General features: G+C 71.4%; 13 protein-coding genes. 5 read left to right on the top strand and 8 right to left on the bottom strand.

Features of this window, described 5'->3' with window-relative positions; genetic code table 11:
• Positions 1-50 precede the first annotated feature (50 nt).
• The 3 genes from ACQPZQ_RS13710 to ACQPZQ_RS13700 form a co-directional block, all read right to left on the bottom strand.
• The gene (locus tag ACQPZQ_RS13710) at positions 51-2,528 is read right to left on the bottom strand and encodes a Tex family protein (RefSeq protein ID WP_433295616.1); all 2,478 of its coding nucleotides are present in this window, start codon (positions 2,526-2,528) and stop codon (positions 51-53) included.
• Positions 2,529-2,610: 82 nt separating this feature from the next.
• Positions 2,611-3,723 (bottom strand): CU044_5270 family protein, encoded by a 1,113-nt coding sequence (locus ACQPZQ_RS13705; protein ID WP_433295614.1) that lies wholly within the window; start codon positions 3,721-3,723, stop codon positions 2,611-2,613.
• On the bottom strand, positions 3,720-4,388 hold the full coding sequence (locus ACQPZQ_RS13700) for an RNA polymerase sigma factor (RefSeq protein ID WP_433295612.1): 669 nt from the start codon (positions 4,386-4,388) through the stop codon (positions 3,720-3,722). Before ACQPZQ_RS13700 ends, ACQPZQ_RS13705 begins: the two co-directional genes overlap by 4 nt.
• Before the next feature lie 217 nt (positions 4,389-4,605).
• Between ACQPZQ_RS13700 and ACQPZQ_RS13695 the strand changes: the two genes are divergently transcribed.
• The 3 genes from ACQPZQ_RS13695 (at position 4,606) to ACQPZQ_RS13685 (ending at position 9,074) form a co-directional block, all read left to right on the top strand.
• Positions 4,606-6,177 carry an APC family permease gene (locus ACQPZQ_RS13695; protein WP_433295610.1) on the top strand — a complete coding sequence of 524 codons (1,572 nt, stop codon included), beginning with the start codon at positions 4,606-4,608 and terminating at the stop codon, positions 6,175-6,177.
• On the top strand, positions 6,174-8,123 hold the full coding sequence (locus ACQPZQ_RS13690; RefSeq protein ID WP_433295608.1) for a primary-amine oxidase: 1,950 nt from the start codon (positions 6,174-6,176) through the stop codon (positions 8,121-8,123). Before ACQPZQ_RS13695 ends, ACQPZQ_RS13690 begins: the two co-directional genes overlap by 4 nt.
• Before the next feature lie 138 nt (positions 8,124-8,261).
• Positions 8,262-9,074: an alpha/beta fold hydrolase gene (locus tag ACQPZQ_RS13685; protein ID WP_433295606.1), complete on the top strand. Its 813-nt coding sequence runs from the start codon at positions 8,262-8,264 to the stop codon at positions 9,072-9,074.
• Between the two features lie 90 nt (positions 9,075-9,164).
• Here the strand turns inward: ACQPZQ_RS13685 and ACQPZQ_RS13680 are convergent, their stop codons facing one another.
• From ACQPZQ_RS13680 to ACQPZQ_RS13670, 3 genes are all read right to left on the bottom strand, one after another.
• Positions 9,165-10,025 carry an FAS1-like dehydratase domain-containing protein gene (locus tag ACQPZQ_RS13680; protein WP_433295604.1) on the bottom strand — a complete coding sequence of 287 codons (861 nt, stop codon included), beginning with the start codon at positions 10,023-10,025 and terminating at the stop codon, positions 9,165-9,167.
• 79 nt (positions 10,026-10,104) lie between these two features.
• Entirely contained in the window at positions 10,105-11,277 is a 1,173-nt protein-coding gene (locus ACQPZQ_RS13675; protein ID WP_433295602.1) for a class I SAM-dependent RNA methyltransferase, read from the bottom strand.
• Entirely contained in the window at positions 11,274-13,367 is a 2,094-nt protein-coding gene (locus tag ACQPZQ_RS13670) for an APC family permease (RefSeq protein WP_433295600.1), read from the bottom strand. The genes ACQPZQ_RS13675 and ACQPZQ_RS13670 overlap by 4 nt, the downstream gene beginning before the upstream one ends.
• Before the next feature lie 70 nt (positions 13,368-13,437).
• Here ACQPZQ_RS13670 and ACQPZQ_RS13665 point away from each other — a divergent pair, with 70 nt between their 5' ends.
• Both ACQPZQ_RS13665 and ACQPZQ_RS13660 read left to right on the top strand, forming a co-directional pair.
• Complete coding sequence (locus tag ACQPZQ_RS13665; protein WP_241041169.1) at positions 13,438-14,100, top strand: potassium channel family protein; 663 nt, start codon at positions 13,438-13,440, stop codon at positions 14,098-14,100.
• A gap of 5 nt (positions 14,101-14,105) precedes the next feature.
• Positions 14,106-14,762 carry a potassium channel family protein gene (locus tag ACQPZQ_RS13660; protein ID WP_433295598.1) on the top strand — a complete coding sequence of 219 codons (657 nt, stop codon included), beginning with the start codon at positions 14,106-14,108 and terminating at the stop codon, positions 14,760-14,762.
• Positions 14,763-14,780: 18 nt separating this feature from the next.
• Here ACQPZQ_RS13660 and ACQPZQ_RS13655 read toward each other — a convergent pair whose 3' ends face one another.
• Both ACQPZQ_RS13655 and ACQPZQ_RS13650 read right to left on the bottom strand, forming a co-directional pair.
• Positions 14,781-15,437 (bottom strand): DUF3159 domain-containing protein, encoded by a 657-nt coding sequence (locus ACQPZQ_RS13655; RefSeq protein WP_433295596.1) that lies wholly within the window; start codon positions 15,435-15,437, stop codon positions 14,781-14,783.
• Positions 15,438-15,467: 30 nt separating this feature from the next.
• Complete coding sequence (locus ACQPZQ_RS13650; protein ID WP_433295594.1) at positions 15,468-15,845, bottom strand: OB-fold nucleic acid binding domain-containing protein; 378 nt, start codon at positions 15,843-15,845, stop codon at positions 15,468-15,470.
• Between the last annotated feature and the right edge of the window lie 62 nt (positions 15,846-15,907).

The raw sequence follows: 15,907 nt of genomic DNA, 5'->3' as shown, positions 1-15,907 counted from the left end.
AGCCGGGTGCCGGTGTCCCGGGCACCCGGCTTGCGAGTCAGCGGATGGGGTCAGTCCTTGCGGTCGCCCGTGAGCCCCGCGCGGCGCAGAGCGTCGGCCATGGCGCTGTTGGCCAGACCCCCACCGGAACCGCCCGAGCCGCCGCCCTGCCGGCCTCCCCCACTGCGCCGGTCGCCGCCGCGGCCGCGCTGGTCGCCGCCCCGCTGTGTGCCCTTCTGGTCGCGCGGCCCGCCCTTCTGGTCGCGGGGCCTGCCCTTCTGGTCACGAGGGCCGCGGTCGCCGCCCTTCTGATCACCGCCGGTGCGCGGCTGCTTGGGGCTCACCTCGTCGTCGAGGCGGAGGGTCAGCGAGATCCGCTTGCGCGCCTCGTCGACCTCCAGCACCTTGACGCGCACGACGTCCCCGGACTTGACGACCTCGCGCGGGTCGCTCACGAAGTTCTTCGACATCGCCGACACGTGCACCAGTCCGTCCTGGTGGACGCCCACGTCGACGAACGCTCCGAACGCGGCGACGTTGGTGACCTGGCCCTCCAGCAGCATGCCCGGTCGCAGGTCGGCGATCTTGTGGACGCCCTCGGCGAACGTGGCGGTGCGGAACTCCGGGCGCGGGTCGCGGCCCGGCTTCTCCAACTCCGTGAGGATGTCGGTGACGGTCGGGAGGCCGAACGTCCCGTCCACGAAGTCGTGCGGCCGCAGCGACTTGATCTTCTGGGTGTTGCCGATCAACGTCGCGATGTCGGTCTTCGCCCGCTGCAGGATCCGGTGCACGACGGGATAGGACTCCGGGTGCACACCCGAGACGTCGAGGGGGTCCTCGCCGCCGCGGATCCGCAGGAAGCCCGCGCACTGCTCGAACGCCTTCGGGCCGAGCCGCGGCACGTCGGCCAGGGCGCGGCGGGTGCGGAAGGGCCCGTTGGTGTCGCGATGCTGCACGATCTGGGTTGCCAGACCCTCGGTGATCCCGGAGACCCGGCGCAGCAGCGGCACCGACGCGGTGTTCACGTCGACGCCGACCGCGTTCACACAGTCCTCGACCACGGCGTCGAGCGAGCGGGAGAGCGACGACTCGGGCAGGTCGTGCTGGTACTGGCCGACGCCGATCGACTTCGGGTCGATCTTCACGAGCTCGGCGAGGGGGTCCTGCAGCCGCCGTGCGATCGACACGGCCCCGCGCAGCGAGACGTCGAGGCCGGGCAGCTCGGCCGAGGCGAAGGCCGACGCCGAGTACACGGAGGCGCCTGCCTCGCTGACCACGACTGGGGTCAGCTTGAGGCCGGGGTTCTTCGCCGCGAGCTCCCGGGCGAGCTGGTCGGTCTCCCGGGAGGCGGTGCCGTTGCCGATCGCGACGAGGTCGACGTCGTGTGCGGCGGCGAGCTTCGTGAGGGTGGCGAGCGCGCCGTTCCAGTCGCGCCGCGGCTCGTGCGGGTAGATCGTGTCGGTGGCGACGACCTTGCCCGTGGCGTCGACGACGGCCACCTTCACGCCGGTGCGCAGGCCCGGGTCCAGGCCCATGGTCGCCCGGCTGCCCGCGGGCGCGGCGAGCAGGAGATCGCGCAGGTTGGACGCGAAGACGCCGATGGCGCCCTCCTCGGCGACGGTGCGCAGCCGCACCCGGATGTCGATGCCCAGATGCAGCAGGATCCGCGTGCGCCAGGCCCAGCGCACGGCGTCGCCGAGCCACTTGTCGGCCGGCCTGCCTCGGTCGGAGACGCCGAACGCGACGGCGATCGTGCGCTCGTAGTCGGTGACGGCGCCCGGCACCGGCTCCTCGGACCCGTCGTCGGGCTCCAGGGAGACGTCGAGCACCTCCTCCTTCTCACCGCGGAACGCGGCCAGGATGCGGTGCGACGGAAGTTTCGTGAACGGCTCGGAGAAGTCGAAGTAGTCGGCGAACTTCGCGCCCTCGGTCTCCTTGCCCTCGCGGACCTTCGTGACCAGGCGCCCCCGCGTCCACATCCGCTCGCGGAGACCACCGATCAGGTCGGCGTCCTCGGCGAAGCGCTCGACGAGGATCGACCTGGCGCCCTCCAGCGCGGCGGCGGCGTCGGCGACCTGCTCGTTGACGAACCCGGCCGCGACGGTGGACGGGTCCTGCGAGGGGTCGGCGAGCAGGGTGTCGGCCAGCGGCTCCAGCCCGGCTTCGCGCGCGATCATCGCCTTGGTGCGGCGCTTGGGCTTGTAGGGCAGGTAGATGTCCTCGAGGCGGGCCTTCGACTCGGCCGCCATGATCCGCGCCTCGAGCGCCTCGTCCAGCTTGCCCTGCTTGCGGATCTCGTCGAGGACCACCGTGCGGCGTTCCTCCAGCTCGCGGAGGTAGCGCAGGCGCTCCTCGAGCGTGCGCAGCTGCGTGTCATCGAGGGCCCCGGTGGCCTCCTTGCGGTACCGGGCGACGAACGGGACGGTGGCGCCACCGTCGAGCAGGTCGACGGCCGCGGCCACTTGGTGGGTCCGCACGCCGAGCTCGTCGGCGATGCGCTGCTGGATCGAGTGGACCGGGGTTGTCGACGGAGACTGCGTGCCTGTCACAGGAACATCGTCGCGGGCGCCCCCGCGCACGTCCGCGCGGGGGTCGCCCTTGTCACAACGACCGGTCACCTCCGGTCACGGTCTACCGAGGGGCGGGCACGGGTGGCGGCGAGTCGTCGGTGTACCCGGTACCGATCATGAGGTCGTAGTTGGTGAGTTCGGCGCTCCCGTCCGGTTGCACCAGCCGGGTCTCCCGGGCAAGCGGTCTGCCGGAGTCGGGGTCGATGATCAGGCGCGACTCGAACGTCCCGTTGCGGCTCTCGTCGATCACCGCCACGGCCTGGCCGGCACGGCCCTCGGCGTCCTGCACAGAGCCGAGGTCTCGCACCCCGGACAGGTCGTCGAGCATCCGGTAGGCCGCCGCCCGCACTCCGGGGCTGACCGGCATGTCCGTGATGATGTTGCTGCCGACGGCGAAGAGCCAGCGGTCCTGATCGGTGGGCATGTCACCGCCGCCCCCGTGGAACCGGTCGAGCAGCGCGGACCGCAGCTGGGCGGGATCCGTGGGAAGCGCGTCGATCTCCCGCTGGGTGACGTTGCGGTCCCCGAGGGCGAACGACTCCGAGCCGGTGCCGATGGGGTTGCCGAACGGCGGGCGTGCGCCGGCCGAGATCTCCAGGGAGCCGCGCTTACCGGCCGGCGCGGTGACCGTCCAGCTGTCCGGCTCGCCGTCCCGCCGCCAGGCGGCTCTGTCGGCAGGACCCAGGGGCTGCGCGCCGAGCGACTGGCTGATCCACCAGCTCGTCCCGTCGGGCGCCTGCGCGACCCAGGTCTCGGCCCTGCCGCGCTCGACCACCCGGTACCGGTTGTCCGCCGGCCCGACCTCGCTGATCACTCCCGACTCGGTCCGGTTGACCCAGTACCGGCCGCTTCCCTGCGCGGCGTCCTCCGCCCGCTCCGCGGCCACCAGGAGGATGTTCTGCCCACCGGGCTGGGCGGCACCGACCGGCGCGTTCACGGCAGGCGGGACCGGCGTGATACCCCCGAGGACCACGGTGACCACGAGCCCGGCAGCGGCGAGGCCTCCCACACCCGCCAGGGGCCACACCCACCGCCGATGTGCCGGCTGTGGACGTGCGCGCCTCACGGCCGGGTCGGCGGCACGCTGCAGCAGCCGCTGCCGGGCGCGCGCCAACGCCTCAGGGTCCTCCGGTGTCTCCGCACGCATCCCGGCGAGAAGCTCGATCTCGTTCACGGTGTCTCCTTCTTCTCGCTGTGCGGGTCGGACTGCGCCGGAAGTGCCGAACGGAGCCGCGCGCGACCCCTGCTCAGCCGGGAGCGGACGGTTCCGACGGGGATGCTCAGCGCTTCGGCGATCTCGGCGTAGCCGAGGTCGGCCCACGCGAACAGCAGCAGGACGTCGCGCTCCGTGCCGGGCATCGCGCCGAGCGCGGCGGCCAGTTCGCGGGAGAACCGGCCGGCGTCCACTCGTTCGGCGATGCGCTCGGCCATGCCCTCCATGACGGGGTCGCGCCCGGTGCGGGCGATGGCGCGGAAGCCGCGCTGTTCCTGGCGGTGGAAGCGGTGCAGCAGGTTGGTCGCTATCCCGAAGAGCCAGGGCACGACGGCCCGAGCGGGATCGAACCGGCCGCGCTGCTCGAACGCGGTGAGGAAGACCTCCGCGACCAGGTCCTCCGCCGTGCTCGCGCCGACGCGGCGCGCGCAGTAGCTGCGGATGGCGGCTGCGTGCCGGTCGAAGATCAGCGCGAACGCATCAGGCCGGGTCAGCGACGCGACGAGCACCGCGCTGTCGTCCGCGACAGCGGGTTGCTGGTTCTGCGAGACGTCCTCCTCGGACGGGACGAGCCGGAGCGGGGGCGGATGCGGTGGATCGTTTCCTACGAGCCGGGGTGCGGTCACACCCCTCCTTGCCCGATGTGCCGGATCCGGTTCCCGTCGTCCCGCTTGCGTCGACTCGCATTGCGGGCATGTGGTCGACAGTCCTTGCGCTGATCGCGAATCGCGGGCGATGGTCATGTCATGCGGCTGTGACGCAGATGACACGAGCGCCACTCACGCTCTTTCGAGGACCACAGGCCCGACCCGCGACTGCACCCCAAGACCTCCGGGAGCCGCCATGACCGTCGCACCCACCACCGGCACAGCAGCCGACGTCTCACCATCCGCACCAGCCGAGCCGGGCCGGCTCGCGGGCGGAGCGCTCGGCCTGCCCTCCGTCCTGTTCTGCATCGTCACCGGTGCCGCTCCACTGGCCGCGATGTTGTTCAACGTCCCCGTCGCCACGCTCGGTGGCGGGTACGCCTCCCCCGCCGCATTCATCGTCGCCACCGTCGCCCTGACGATCTTCTCGGTCGGCTACATCGCGATGTGCCGCCGCGTCACCTCCGCGGGCGGCTTCTACACGTTCGTCACCCGCGGCCTCGGCCGCGTGGTCGGCCTGGGATCCGGGCTGCTCATCGCGATCTGCTACATGGTCTTCGCCGCCGCGGTGACCGGGACCATGGGCTACTTCGCCTCCACCACCGTGGCGAGCTTCACCGGTGTGGCCCTGCCGGCCTGGGTCTACATGATCGCCGGGCTCGCACTGATGAGCCTCTTCGCCGTCTTCCACATCGAGCTGACGGCCAAGGTGCTCGGTGTGGCGCTCATCGCCGAACTGCTGGTGCTGATCGTGCTGGCCGTCGGAGTGTTCGCCGCCGGAGGCGCCGAGGGATTCTCCGTCGCCCCGCTGAACCCGGTGAACATCTTCGACAACTCCGCGGCGATCCAGGTCTTCGGCACCGGCGCCGCCGGCGTCGCTCTCTTCGCGGCGTTCTGGTCGTGGGTGGGCTTCGAGATGGCGCCGAACTACGCCGAGGAGACCCGCGACCCGCACCGGATCGCGAAGGCCGCGACGTACGGGTCGGTGATCGGGCTCGGCGTGTTCTACACGGTCATCTCCTACGTGTTCGTCACGGGCTGGGGCCTGAACGGCTCGGCCGAGGCGGTCAAGGCGCAGTACGCGGGCGAGACGGCGTCGGCGTTCTACCCGCTCACCGACCGCTACGTCGGGTCGTGGGCCACGGTGCTCATGGAGATCCTCATCGTCACCGGCTCGTTCGCCTGCGCGATGGCCTTCTACAACACCAGCGCCCGCTACCTGTTCGCACTCGGCCGCGAAGGAGTGCTGCCGAGCCCCCTCGCCCGCACGTCCTCCCGGCGCAGCCCCGTGATCGCCGCGATGACCGTGACAGTGCTCGTCGGGCTCTACTGCCTCGCGTTCGTGATCTACGACCCCAGCAACGAGGGTGCGCTGCTCAAGCTCGGCACGTGGTCGCCGCTGCTCGGCGTGCTCGGGATCCTCGCGGTACAGGCGCTTGTCTCCATCGCGATCATCCGCTACTTCCTCACCACGGCCCGTTCCGAGTTCCGCTGGTGGTCCACGCTCGTCGCCCCGATACTCGGTTTCGCGGCCATGGCGGGCGCGTGCGTACTGCTCGTCGTCAACCGCTATGACCTGGCCGGCGCGGGCGACGCCGCCTACATCAGGCTGCTGCCGTGGGTGGTGCTCGCGGTATTCCTCGCGGGAATGGCGGTGGCCGTGGTCTTGCGCAGCCGCTATCCCACGAGGTACTCCCGGATCGGCCAGTTCGAGGTCGCCGAAAGCGTGGACGCCCCATCCGACACACCGCAGGGAGCCACAGCATGACCGCCGTCGAGGACCATACCGTCGCCCCAACCAGCACAAGCCATCCGCTGGAGCCGCTCACCGGCGACGAAATCACTGCCGCCGTCCAGGTGCTGCGCAGCGCGCGGGGACTGACGGAGACAACCAGGTTCGTGTTCGTCACGCTGCACGAACCGTCGAAGGGCACGGTGTTCGACTGGTCTCCCGGCGACGAACCGCTACCACGGGAAGCGCACATCGTGCTCTACGAGCGCGGCCGGCGCACCACGTACGAGGCGGTCGTCTCGCTCACCGACGAGACGGTCGTGTCCTTCGAGGCCATCGAGGATGTTCAGGCGCCGATGATGGCGGAGGAGTTCGAGTCCTGCGAGAAGATCGTGCAGGCCGACCCGCGCTGGCAGGAGGCCATGCGGCTGCGCGGCGTCGAGGACTTCTCGCTCACCATGATCGACCCGTGGGCCTCGAGCTGGACGGGCCCGGAGGACCACCCGTCAGTGCGCCGGATCGCGCGTCCGCTGACCTGGGTGCGCTCGGCGCCGGGCGAGCACGGGTACGCCCGGCCCGTCGAGGGCCTGATCGTGGTGGTGGACCTCGACGCAGGTGAGGTGATCGAGGTCAACGACCACGGCGTCGTCCCGATCCCCGCGGCACCGGGCAACTACGAGGAGCCGTGGATCTTCGAGCCGGACAACGTCCCCGCGGTCGAGGCCTACCGCGACGACGTCAAGCCGATCGAGATCACCCAGCCGGAGGGCCCGAGCTTCACGGTGGACGGGCACGCGGTCGCCTGGCAGAAATGGCAGCTGCGGATCGGTTTCACCCCGCGCGAGGGGCTGGTGCTGCACCAGGTCGGCTATGACGGACGGCCGATCGTCTACCGGGCCTCGCTCGCCGAGATGTACGTGCCCTACGGCGACCCGGCGCCGACGCACCGCTTCAAGAATGTGTTCGACCAGGGCGAGTACGGCGTGGGCTGGCTGGCGAACCAGCTGACGCTCGGCTGCGACTGCGTCGGGCACATCGAGTACTTCGACGCGGTCGTCAACGACAACGACGGCGCCCCCGTCACGATCAACAACGCCGTCTGCATGCACGAGGAGGACGCGGGCATCGCCTGGAAGCACACCGACTTCCGCACCGGCGCGGTGCAGGTGCGGCGCAGGCGGCGCCTGGTGATCTCCACGATCGTCACCGTCGGGAACTACGAGTACGGGTACTTCTGGTACCTCTACAACGACGGGCTGATCGAGTACGAGATCAAGCTCAGTGGCGTCATCTCCACGGGTGCCATCGCGCCGGGCGAGACGCCCAAGCACGGCACGCTCGTCGCTCCGGGCCTCTACGGGCCGAACCACCAGCACTTCTTCTGCGTGCGGCTCGACATGAGCGTGGACGGTCGCGCCAACACCGTGGTCGAGGTCGACTCCGTGCCGAGCCCGCCGGGCCCGGACAACCCGCACGGCAACGCCTGGGAGGTGCAGCGCACCGTGCTCGCCAGCGAGGCGGTCGCGAAACGCGACACCGACGCGGCGCGGGCGCGGTACTGGCGGATCGAGAGCGCCGAGAAGACTTCTGCCCTCGGCGCGCCCACCTCCTATGCGCTGATGCCGGGATCGAACGTGCCCCCGATGTACTCGCCCGACGCGCTCTACGCCCCGCGGTCCGGGTTCACGGAGCACCAGCTGTGGGTCACCGCCCATGACGACTCGCAGCGCTTCGCGGCGGGCGACTACCCCGCTCAGCACCCGGGCGGCCAGGGCCTGCCCGTGTACGGGGCGGGCGACCGTCCGCTGGAGGGCACGGACGTGGTGGTCTGGTACACGTTCGGCGCCCACCACGTCGTGCGGCCGGAGGACTGGCCGGTGATGCCGGTCAGCACGGTGGGCTTCATGCTGAAGCCCACCGGGTTCTTCGACGGCAACCCCGCCCTGGACCTCCCGCCGACCACGCCCCACTGCCACAGCTGACCAGCCACCGCCGAGTGTCCCCGGGCGGAAGCGCGGGGGCACTCGGCGACGGCAGGGCCGCGACATGTGACTCATCGGCACGTGACCGGGGCGACTTCGCGCGTCGCCGGTGCCGAGGGCGGGGTTAGCGTCGCGGTCATGGCACAGGATGCGCCGGCGGCGGTCGAGATCCGGCACACCACGTCCGCCGACGGCACCACCATCGGGTGGCGCCAGCTCGGCACCGGTCCCGCGATCGTCGTCACGCACGGCGCGATCGCCACCGGCGAGCAGTGGCTTCCCGTCGCCCACGCTCTCGCCGACGAGTTCACGATGCTGCTCGTCGACCGCCGGGGCCGCGGTCTGAGCGGTGACGCCGAGGGCTACGACCTGAGCACCGAGATGGCCGACATCGAGGCCGTCCTCGCCGTGGCCGGGCCCGGGGCCACGGTGCTCGGACACTCCTACGGCGCGATCACCGCGGCGGCGACCGTCGCGGCCGGGGACGGTGCCTCGGCGCTGGTGCTGTACGAGCCCCCGCTGCCGGTGAACGGGCCGCTCACCGGCACTGCGATGGCCCCGCTCGCCGCGGCTGTCGCGGCCGGTGAGAACGAGCGGGCGCTGTCGATCATGCTGACCGACATCGTGCACACGCCGGAGGCCGACGTCGATGCCTTGCGGCAGACCCCGATGTGGGCCGAGATGGCCGCGCTCGCCCCCACGCTGGAGCGCGAACTGCGGGTCATCGACGGGCTGGCCGGCGACCTCGACCGGTTCACGACGATCCGGCAGTCCACCCTGCTGCTGCTCGGCTCCGACACGGCACAGCACCACGTCGACGCCACGCGGTTCCTCACCGAGCACCTACCCCGTGCCACGCTCGTCGAGCTTCCCGGGCAGGAGCACTTCGCCCAGGCCACCGCGCCCACACTCGTCGCCGACGTGGTGCGCTCCTTCCTCCGCAGGGCCTGACCGGGGGCACCCCACCTGCGCGACATGGACACACCTCGCTCAACCCCGGGCCGTCGGACAGCGACACGTGTCCATGTCGCGGCCCGCCCGTCAGGCGTAGGTGACCGTGCCCGAGGCGGACGGCGGCTGCCCCGCCACCCCGGCTGTCAGCTGCGTTCCGTCCGGCGTGCTGTCGGCGACGACGGGCGTGCCGGCGAACGCGGGCCGCTGCAGCCGGTAGGAGAACGTCCTGACCTGCCGTTCCGGGGCGAATCGCCGGGGCAGTTCCAGCAGGAGCAGCGCGAGCAGGGGCCCGTGCACGACCAGGCCGGGATAGCCCTCGACCCCGGTGACGTAGGGGTGGTCGTAGTGGATGCGGTGGGTGTTGTAGGTCAACGCGCTGAAGCGGAAGAGCATCGCCTCGTCCGGGTCCACCCGCAGCCGCCAGCCCTCCGGTGGGGCATCAGCGGCCTCGCTCGCGGCCGGGGCCTTCTCCGGAAGCCCGCGGGCCTCACCGGCCGGTTGGGAGCGGTAGGCGAAGTCCTGCTCCTCCACCAGCGCGAGCGCTCCGTCCCGCTCGAACTCGTGGCGCACCGTCACGAAGACCATCTCCCCGCTGCGCCCGCTCTTGGGAACGGCCGAAACCAGGGACGACCGGCGGGTGACCACGTCGTCGACGCGCAGCGGCTCCCGCACGTCCAGCCGGCCGCCTGCGAACATGCGGCGGCGGTGCGGCAACGGTGGCAGGAACCGGCCGTGAGCAGGGTGACCGTCCTCGCCGAGGTCGGCCTGGGCAGGGTGGTCGAGCAGGTGGAACCCGTGCCACAGCAGAGGCAGTGGGTCACCGGCCTTGCCCACGGGGCTCGGCTGGTCCAGCAGGGCGGCGAACGCCTCGGAGGGCCAGGCGTCGATCCGCGCCGTGGTCTCGACGGGCTCGGGTGCCCATCCGGTCAGGTGCTCAGCGAGGTCCACGTCCCGATCCTCGCCGATCGGCCGCCGAGCGGGCCACCCGCATGATCGCGACGAGCCGGACACGACGGCCGACGAAGAATCAGTCGCGCACCAGCAACGCCACGCACTCGAAGTGGTGTGTCATCGGAAACGCGTCGAACGCGCGCAGCTCCGCAAGGCGGAATCCGCGTTCGGCGAAGAGCGCCACGTCCCGGGCCAGCGCGGCGGGGTCGCACGCCACGTGCACCACACGGTCGGGAGCGCGGGCGCACAGCGCGTCGACCAGCTCACGGCCGAGCCCGCGGCGCGGCGGGTCGGCGACCACGACGTCCGGACGCGGCCCCAGACTGCCCAGGACCCGCTCGACCCGCCCCACCCGCCATCCCACCTGGGGCAGGTCGGCGAGAGCCGCCTTCCCGTCGGCGACGGCCTGCCGCGAGGACTCCACCACCGTGACCATGCCATCGGGCCCGACCTGATCGGCCAGCACGGAGGCGAAGAGCCCGACGCCGCCGTAGAGGTCCCAGGCGATGCCGCCCCGCGGCGCGTGCGCCCACTCGCCCACCACGGCGGCGAGGGTGTCCGGGAGTGCCGGGTGGACCTGCCAGAACACGCCGGGCGAGAGCTCCCAGTGCCGGCCTGCGGCCCGCTGGATCACCGGACCGTCGTCCCCGACGTGGACCAGCCCGTCGGCGTCGACCGCGACCTCGACCTCTGTGGCCGGTTCGAAGCCGTGCTCGAGCACAGGCGGCAGGGTTCCGGGCGGTGTGAGCGGGCAGTCCGCGATCGGCAGGACGTCGTGGCTGCGGTGCGCGCGCAGCCCGGCCCGCCCCTGCTCGTCGACGGCGAGGCGGACCCGGTGCCGCCAGCCCAGCGGCCCCCCGGGCAGCTCCTCGACGGGGACCCGCCGCTCGATCCCGGCGAGCCGGCGCAGCTGCTCGGCCAGGACGTCGGCCTTGAGGGAGCGTTGCGCGGCGGGGTCGGCATGCTGCAGGTCGCACCCGCCGCACCCGCCGGCACGGGCCCAGGAGCACGGGGCCTCGACGCGGAACGGCGACGCCTCCAGCACCTCCACGACGTCTGCGCGGCAGAACGAGCCGCCGCCGTCCTCGTTCACCACGGCCAGCACGCGCTCTCCCGGCAGCGCGTGCCGGACGAACACCACACGGCCGTCCGAACGCGCGACGCAGTGGCCGCCGTGCGCGATCGGTCCCACGTCGAGTTCGAGGATGCGGTCGGTCCAGTCCGTCCCGAGCGCCGTCGCGCTGCTCATAGGCGTCGGCGAGCCGGCTCCGCGGGTGCGGAGGGCGCGGCGGGCTCGGGCGGCGTGGCGGGCGGCGTGGCGGGCGACGCGGCCGACGGGGTGTCCTCGTGCGGCGGCACGGCCGCGTAGCCGCGCCGGGTGGAGCCGGGCGGTGTCTCGGGACGGCGCTTGACGCGCTCGGAGGACTCCAGCTGCCACGGCACGCTCGTGACCATCACCCCGGGCTGGAACAGCAGCCTGCCCTTGAGCCGGAGAGCGCTCTGGTTGTGCAGGATCTGCTCCCACCAGTGCCCCACCACGTACTCGGGGATGTAGACGGTGACGACGTCGCGCGGGTTGTCCGAGCGGATCCGCTTGACGTAGTCGAGCACCGGCTTGGTGATCTCCCGGTAGGGCGACTCGACCACCTTGAGCGGCACAGGCAACTTGCGTTTCTCCCAGTCGCGCATCAGCTTCTTCGTGTCGCTGTCGTCGACGTTGACGGTGACCGCCTCCAGCACGTCGGGCCGGGTGGCCCTCGCGTAGGCGACGGCCCGCAGCGTGGGCTTGTGCAGCGTGGAGACCAGTACGATGGCGTGGTTGCGGGAGGGCAGCACGGCGTCGGTCTCGCCGGCCTGGAGTTCCTCGGCGACCCGGTCGTAGTGGCGTCGGATGGCCTGCATCAGAACGAAGAACACGGCCATGCCCGCGATCGCGATCCAGGCGCCACGGGTGAACTTCGTGATGAGCACGATCACCAGCACGGTGCCGGTCATCGCCGCACCGAACCCGTTGATGGCCTGCGAGCGACGCATCTTGCGGCGCGCCGCGGGCTCGGTCTCGGTGGCGAGCAGCCGGTTCCAGTGCCGCAGCATCCCGAACTGGCTGAGGGTGAACGAGGTGAAGACGCCGACCGTGTAGAGCGCGATCAGCCGGGTGACGTCGGCCTGGAACCCGACGACCAGCACGATCGCGACGCCCGCCAGCACGAGGATGCCGTTGGAGAACGCGAGCCGGTCGCCGCGGGTGTGCAGCTGCCGCGGCAGGTAGCGGTCCTGCGACAGGATCGAGCCCAGCACGGGGAAGCCGTTGTAGGCGGTGTTGGCAGCCAGCACGAGGATCAGTGCGGTGACGAGGACCACGAAGAAGAATCCGGGGGCGAAGTTGTTGAACACCACCTCGGCGAGCTGCGCGACCAGCGTCTCCTGGGTATAGCCGGGCGGCGCGTCGGCGAACTGTCTGGCGGGGAACTCGGCGATCTGCGCGTGGGTGAGCACCGCGAGCGCGATGATGCCGGAGAACATGGCCACCGAGATGGTGCCGAGCAGGAGCAGCGTGGTGGCGGCGTTGCGGGACTTCGGCTTGCGGAACGCGGGCACGCCGTTGCTGATCGCCTCCACGCCGGTGAGCGCCGCGGCGCCCTGGGTGAAGGAGCGCAACACCAGGAGCACGAGCGCGAGGCCTGTGAACGCATCGCCCTCCGCCACCAGGTGCAGGTTCGCGCTGGGGGCCTCCAGGTTCTCCCCGAGCAGCAGGATCCGCGTCAGCCCCCAGATGATCATTGCGCCGACGCCGAAGATGAAGGCGTAGGTGGGGATCGCGAAGGCCGCCCCGGACTCCCGGACCCCTCTCAGGTTGACGGCCGTCAGGATGAGGATCGCCACCACGGCGAACTGCACTCTGTGTTCGCCCACGAACGGCACGAGTGCGCCGATGTTCGCCGCCGCCGACGAGATCGACACCGCCACCGTCAGCGTGTAGTCGACGAGTAGGGCGCTCGCCACCGTCAGCCCGGCCTTGGGCCCGAGGTTGACCGTGGCCACCTCGTAGTCGCCGCCGCCCGACGGATAGGCGTGCACGTTCTGCCGGTAGCTCGTGACCACGGTGAGCAGGACGACCACGACGGCGAGGCCGACCCAGGGGGCGAAGGCGTACGCGGCGACACCCGCCGCGGACAGTGTCAGGAAGATCTCTTCCGGCGCGTACGCGACCGACGACATGGCGTCGGAGGCGAAGACGGGCAGCGCGATGCGCTTCGGTAGGAGCGTATGGGCAAGGCGGTCGCTGCGCTGCGGCCTCCCGACAAGGACGCGCTTGACGGCGACGCCGAGCTTGGACACGTACAAAGCCTATGCGGTGGACCACGCGGCCACGCGATAGCGTTCCTTCCGCGATCCGGGGAGGCTTGCGTTGTACGTCGTCATCATGGGGTGCGGTCGCGTCGGGTCCTCGCTGTCGAACGGGCTGGAACGCCTCGGGCACGAGGTCGCGGTGATCGACCACGACCGTCAGGCGTTCCGCCGCCTCAGCCCCGACTTCCGTGGCAAGCAGGTGGTCGGCGAGGGCTACCACCGCGACGTCCTCATCCAGGCAGGGGTGGAGCGGGCCGACGCGTTCGCGGCGGTGTCCAGCGGGGACAACTCCAACATCATCTCCGCGCGGGTGGCCCGCGAGACGTTCGGGATCGAGCGCGTGGTCGCCCGTATCTACGACGCCAAGCGGGCCGCCGTCTACGAACGGCTGGGCATCCCCACCGTGGCCACGGTCCCCTGGAGCACCGACCGGTTGATGCGGATGCTGCTGCCCGACGGCGTGGCGTCGGCGTGGCGCGAGCCCACCGGCACCGTCGCGATCCTGCCCCTGCCCGTCCACGAGGACTGGGTCGGCAGGCCGGTACGCGAGCTCGAAGCGGCCACCGGCTCCCGCGTGGCGTTCATCGTGCGCTTCGGCACAGGAGTGCTCCCGAAGGGGGACACGGCGGTGCAGGCTGAGGACACGGTCTACGTCGCCGCCGTCTCCGGCACGGTCAGCGATGTCACGGCGGCTGCGGCGGCTCCGCCGCAGGAGGTATGAGGACGATGCGCATCGCGATTGCGGGAGCCGGCGCCGTCGGCCGTTCGATCGCCCTGGAGCTGCTGGAGAGCAAGCACCAGGTGATGCTCATCGAGCGCGAGCTCGCCAACATCGAGCCCGAGTCCGTCGAAGGTGCCGAGTGGGTGCACGCCGATGCGTGCGAGCTCGCCTCTCTCGAAGAGGCGGGCCTGGAGAGCTGCGACGTCGTGATCGCCGCCACCGGTGACGACAAGGTCAACGTGGTGGTCTCGCTGCTCGCGAAGACCGAGTTCGCCGTGCGCCGGGTCGTCGCCAGGGTGAACGACCCGCGCAACGAGTGGCTGTTCAGCGACAACTGGGGCGTCGACGTCGCCGTGTCCACCCCGCGGCTGCTGGCCGCGCTGGTGGAGGAGGCGGTGGCGGTCGGCGACCTCGTGCGGTTGCTCACGTTCCGCCAGGGGCAGGCCAACCTGGTGGAGGTCACGCTCACCCAGGACACGCCACTCGCAGGCCAGCCGGTGCGGTCGTTGAAGCTGCCGCCCGACTCGGCGCTGGTGGTGATCCTGCGCGGAGGCCGGGTGATCGTGCCGCAGGCCGACGATGCGCTGGAGGGGGGCGACGAACTGCTGTTCGTGGCCACGTCCGCGGTGGAGGAGGACATCCGCGCGGCGCTGGGCTACTAGCGCACCGGCGAAGGTCGATCAGGGCGTGGAAGGCTCCGGGGCGCGACGCGCGCGGCGCACCGCCCAGAACGTGCCGAGCAGCGCCACCCCGATCAGCGGATAGCCCATCGCCAGCCGGGCGACGCCGAGCCAGGTCTCCTCGTCGGCGTTGTAGAGCAGGCCCTGCACCACCACCCGGGCGGCGAAGACCAGGGTCCACAGCAGGCTCGCGAGCGTGTAGGCCCGCAGGAGGCGCCGGTCGCGGCGCCAGGACTGACCGTCGCCGTTGATTCCGTGCCAGATCACGCCCGCGAGCGGCCAGCGCACCAGCACCGACACCAGGAACGCGAGGCCGAGCGCCGCGCTGAAGAGCAGGCCCGGCAGGTAGAAGGCTCGCGCCTCCCCGGTGCGGTAGGCGATGAACGCGGCGACGCCCACGGCGAAGAGCCCCGACACGGCCGGCTGTAGCGCCTGCTTGCGGGCGACGCGCCAGATCGCGATGGCGACACCTGCCGCCAGCGCCGCGATCAGCGCAGCCTGCAACGCGAACAGCAGGTTGACGACGACGAAGACGGCGACCGGGATCGTGGAGGCCACGATGCCCTGCACGCCCCCCATCTGCTCGAGCAGGGTGGGGAACTCGCGCTGCGGCCTGTCTGCGCCGGGCTCCTGCTCCGGCGGTGGACCTGCGGTCACTGCGCTTCCAGGGTCATCGGGCTCCTACGGTCATTGGGACTGGCAGATCTCGTAGTACGGGTTGTAGAGCACCTTGTGCCCGTCGCGAACGGCGATCCGGCCCCGCACACGCATCGTGCGGCCCGGCTCGATGCCCGCGATGCGCCGGCGACCGAGCCAGATCAAGGTGACGCCCTCGGTGCCGTCGAAGAGCTCCGCCTGGAGGGACGCCTCCGCATCCTGGGGGCAGAACTCGACGCTCCGCAACCTACCCAACATGGTGACCTCTTGGCCGCGGGCGCACTCGGACGCCCGATGCGCCCCGGACTTCTCCGCGTCCTCGGACAGGTCCACGGCGTCGAGAACCTCGACGTCGCTCGTCAACTTGCGCAGCATGCGGCGGAACGCACCACCATCGTTGCTGGCCATGTCTCCCCCAGCTCGGTCGGTACCCATCGTCGGGCGCCGCTAACGTCATCAGAGTAACCCCC

Source organism: Pseudonocardia sp. CA-142604 (assembly GCF_050948475.1).
GTDB lineage: Bacteria > Actinomycetota > Actinomycetes > Mycobacteriales > Pseudonocardiaceae > Pseudonocardia > Pseudonocardia alaniniphila.
This window is presented reverse-complemented; position numbering and strand designations above follow the sequence as displayed.

Coding starts and splice junctions, on each gene's coding strand:
- ACQPZQ_RS13695 (WP_433295610.1), top strand. CDS start 4,606: ATGACCGTCGCACCCACCACCGGCACAGCAGCCGACGTCTCACCATCC.
- ACQPZQ_RS13685 (WP_433295606.1), top strand. CDS start 8,262: ATGGCACAGGATGCGCCGGCGGCGGTCGAGATCCGGCACACCACGTCC.
- ACQPZQ_RS13650 (WP_433295594.1), bottom strand. CDS start 15,845: ATGGCCAGCAACGATGGTGGTGCGTTCCGCCGCATGCTGCGCAAGTTG.
- ACQPZQ_RS13660 (WP_433295598.1), top strand. CDS start 14,106: ATGCGCATCGCGATTGCGGGAGCCGGCGCCGTCGGCCGTTCGATCGCC.
- ACQPZQ_RS13675 (WP_433295602.1), bottom strand. CDS start 11,277: ATGAGCAGCGCGACGGCGCTCGGGACGGACTGGACCGACCGCATCCTC.
- ACQPZQ_RS13690 (WP_433295608.1), top strand. CDS start 6,174: ATGACCGCCGTCGAGGACCATACCGTCGCCCCAACCAGCACAAGCCAT.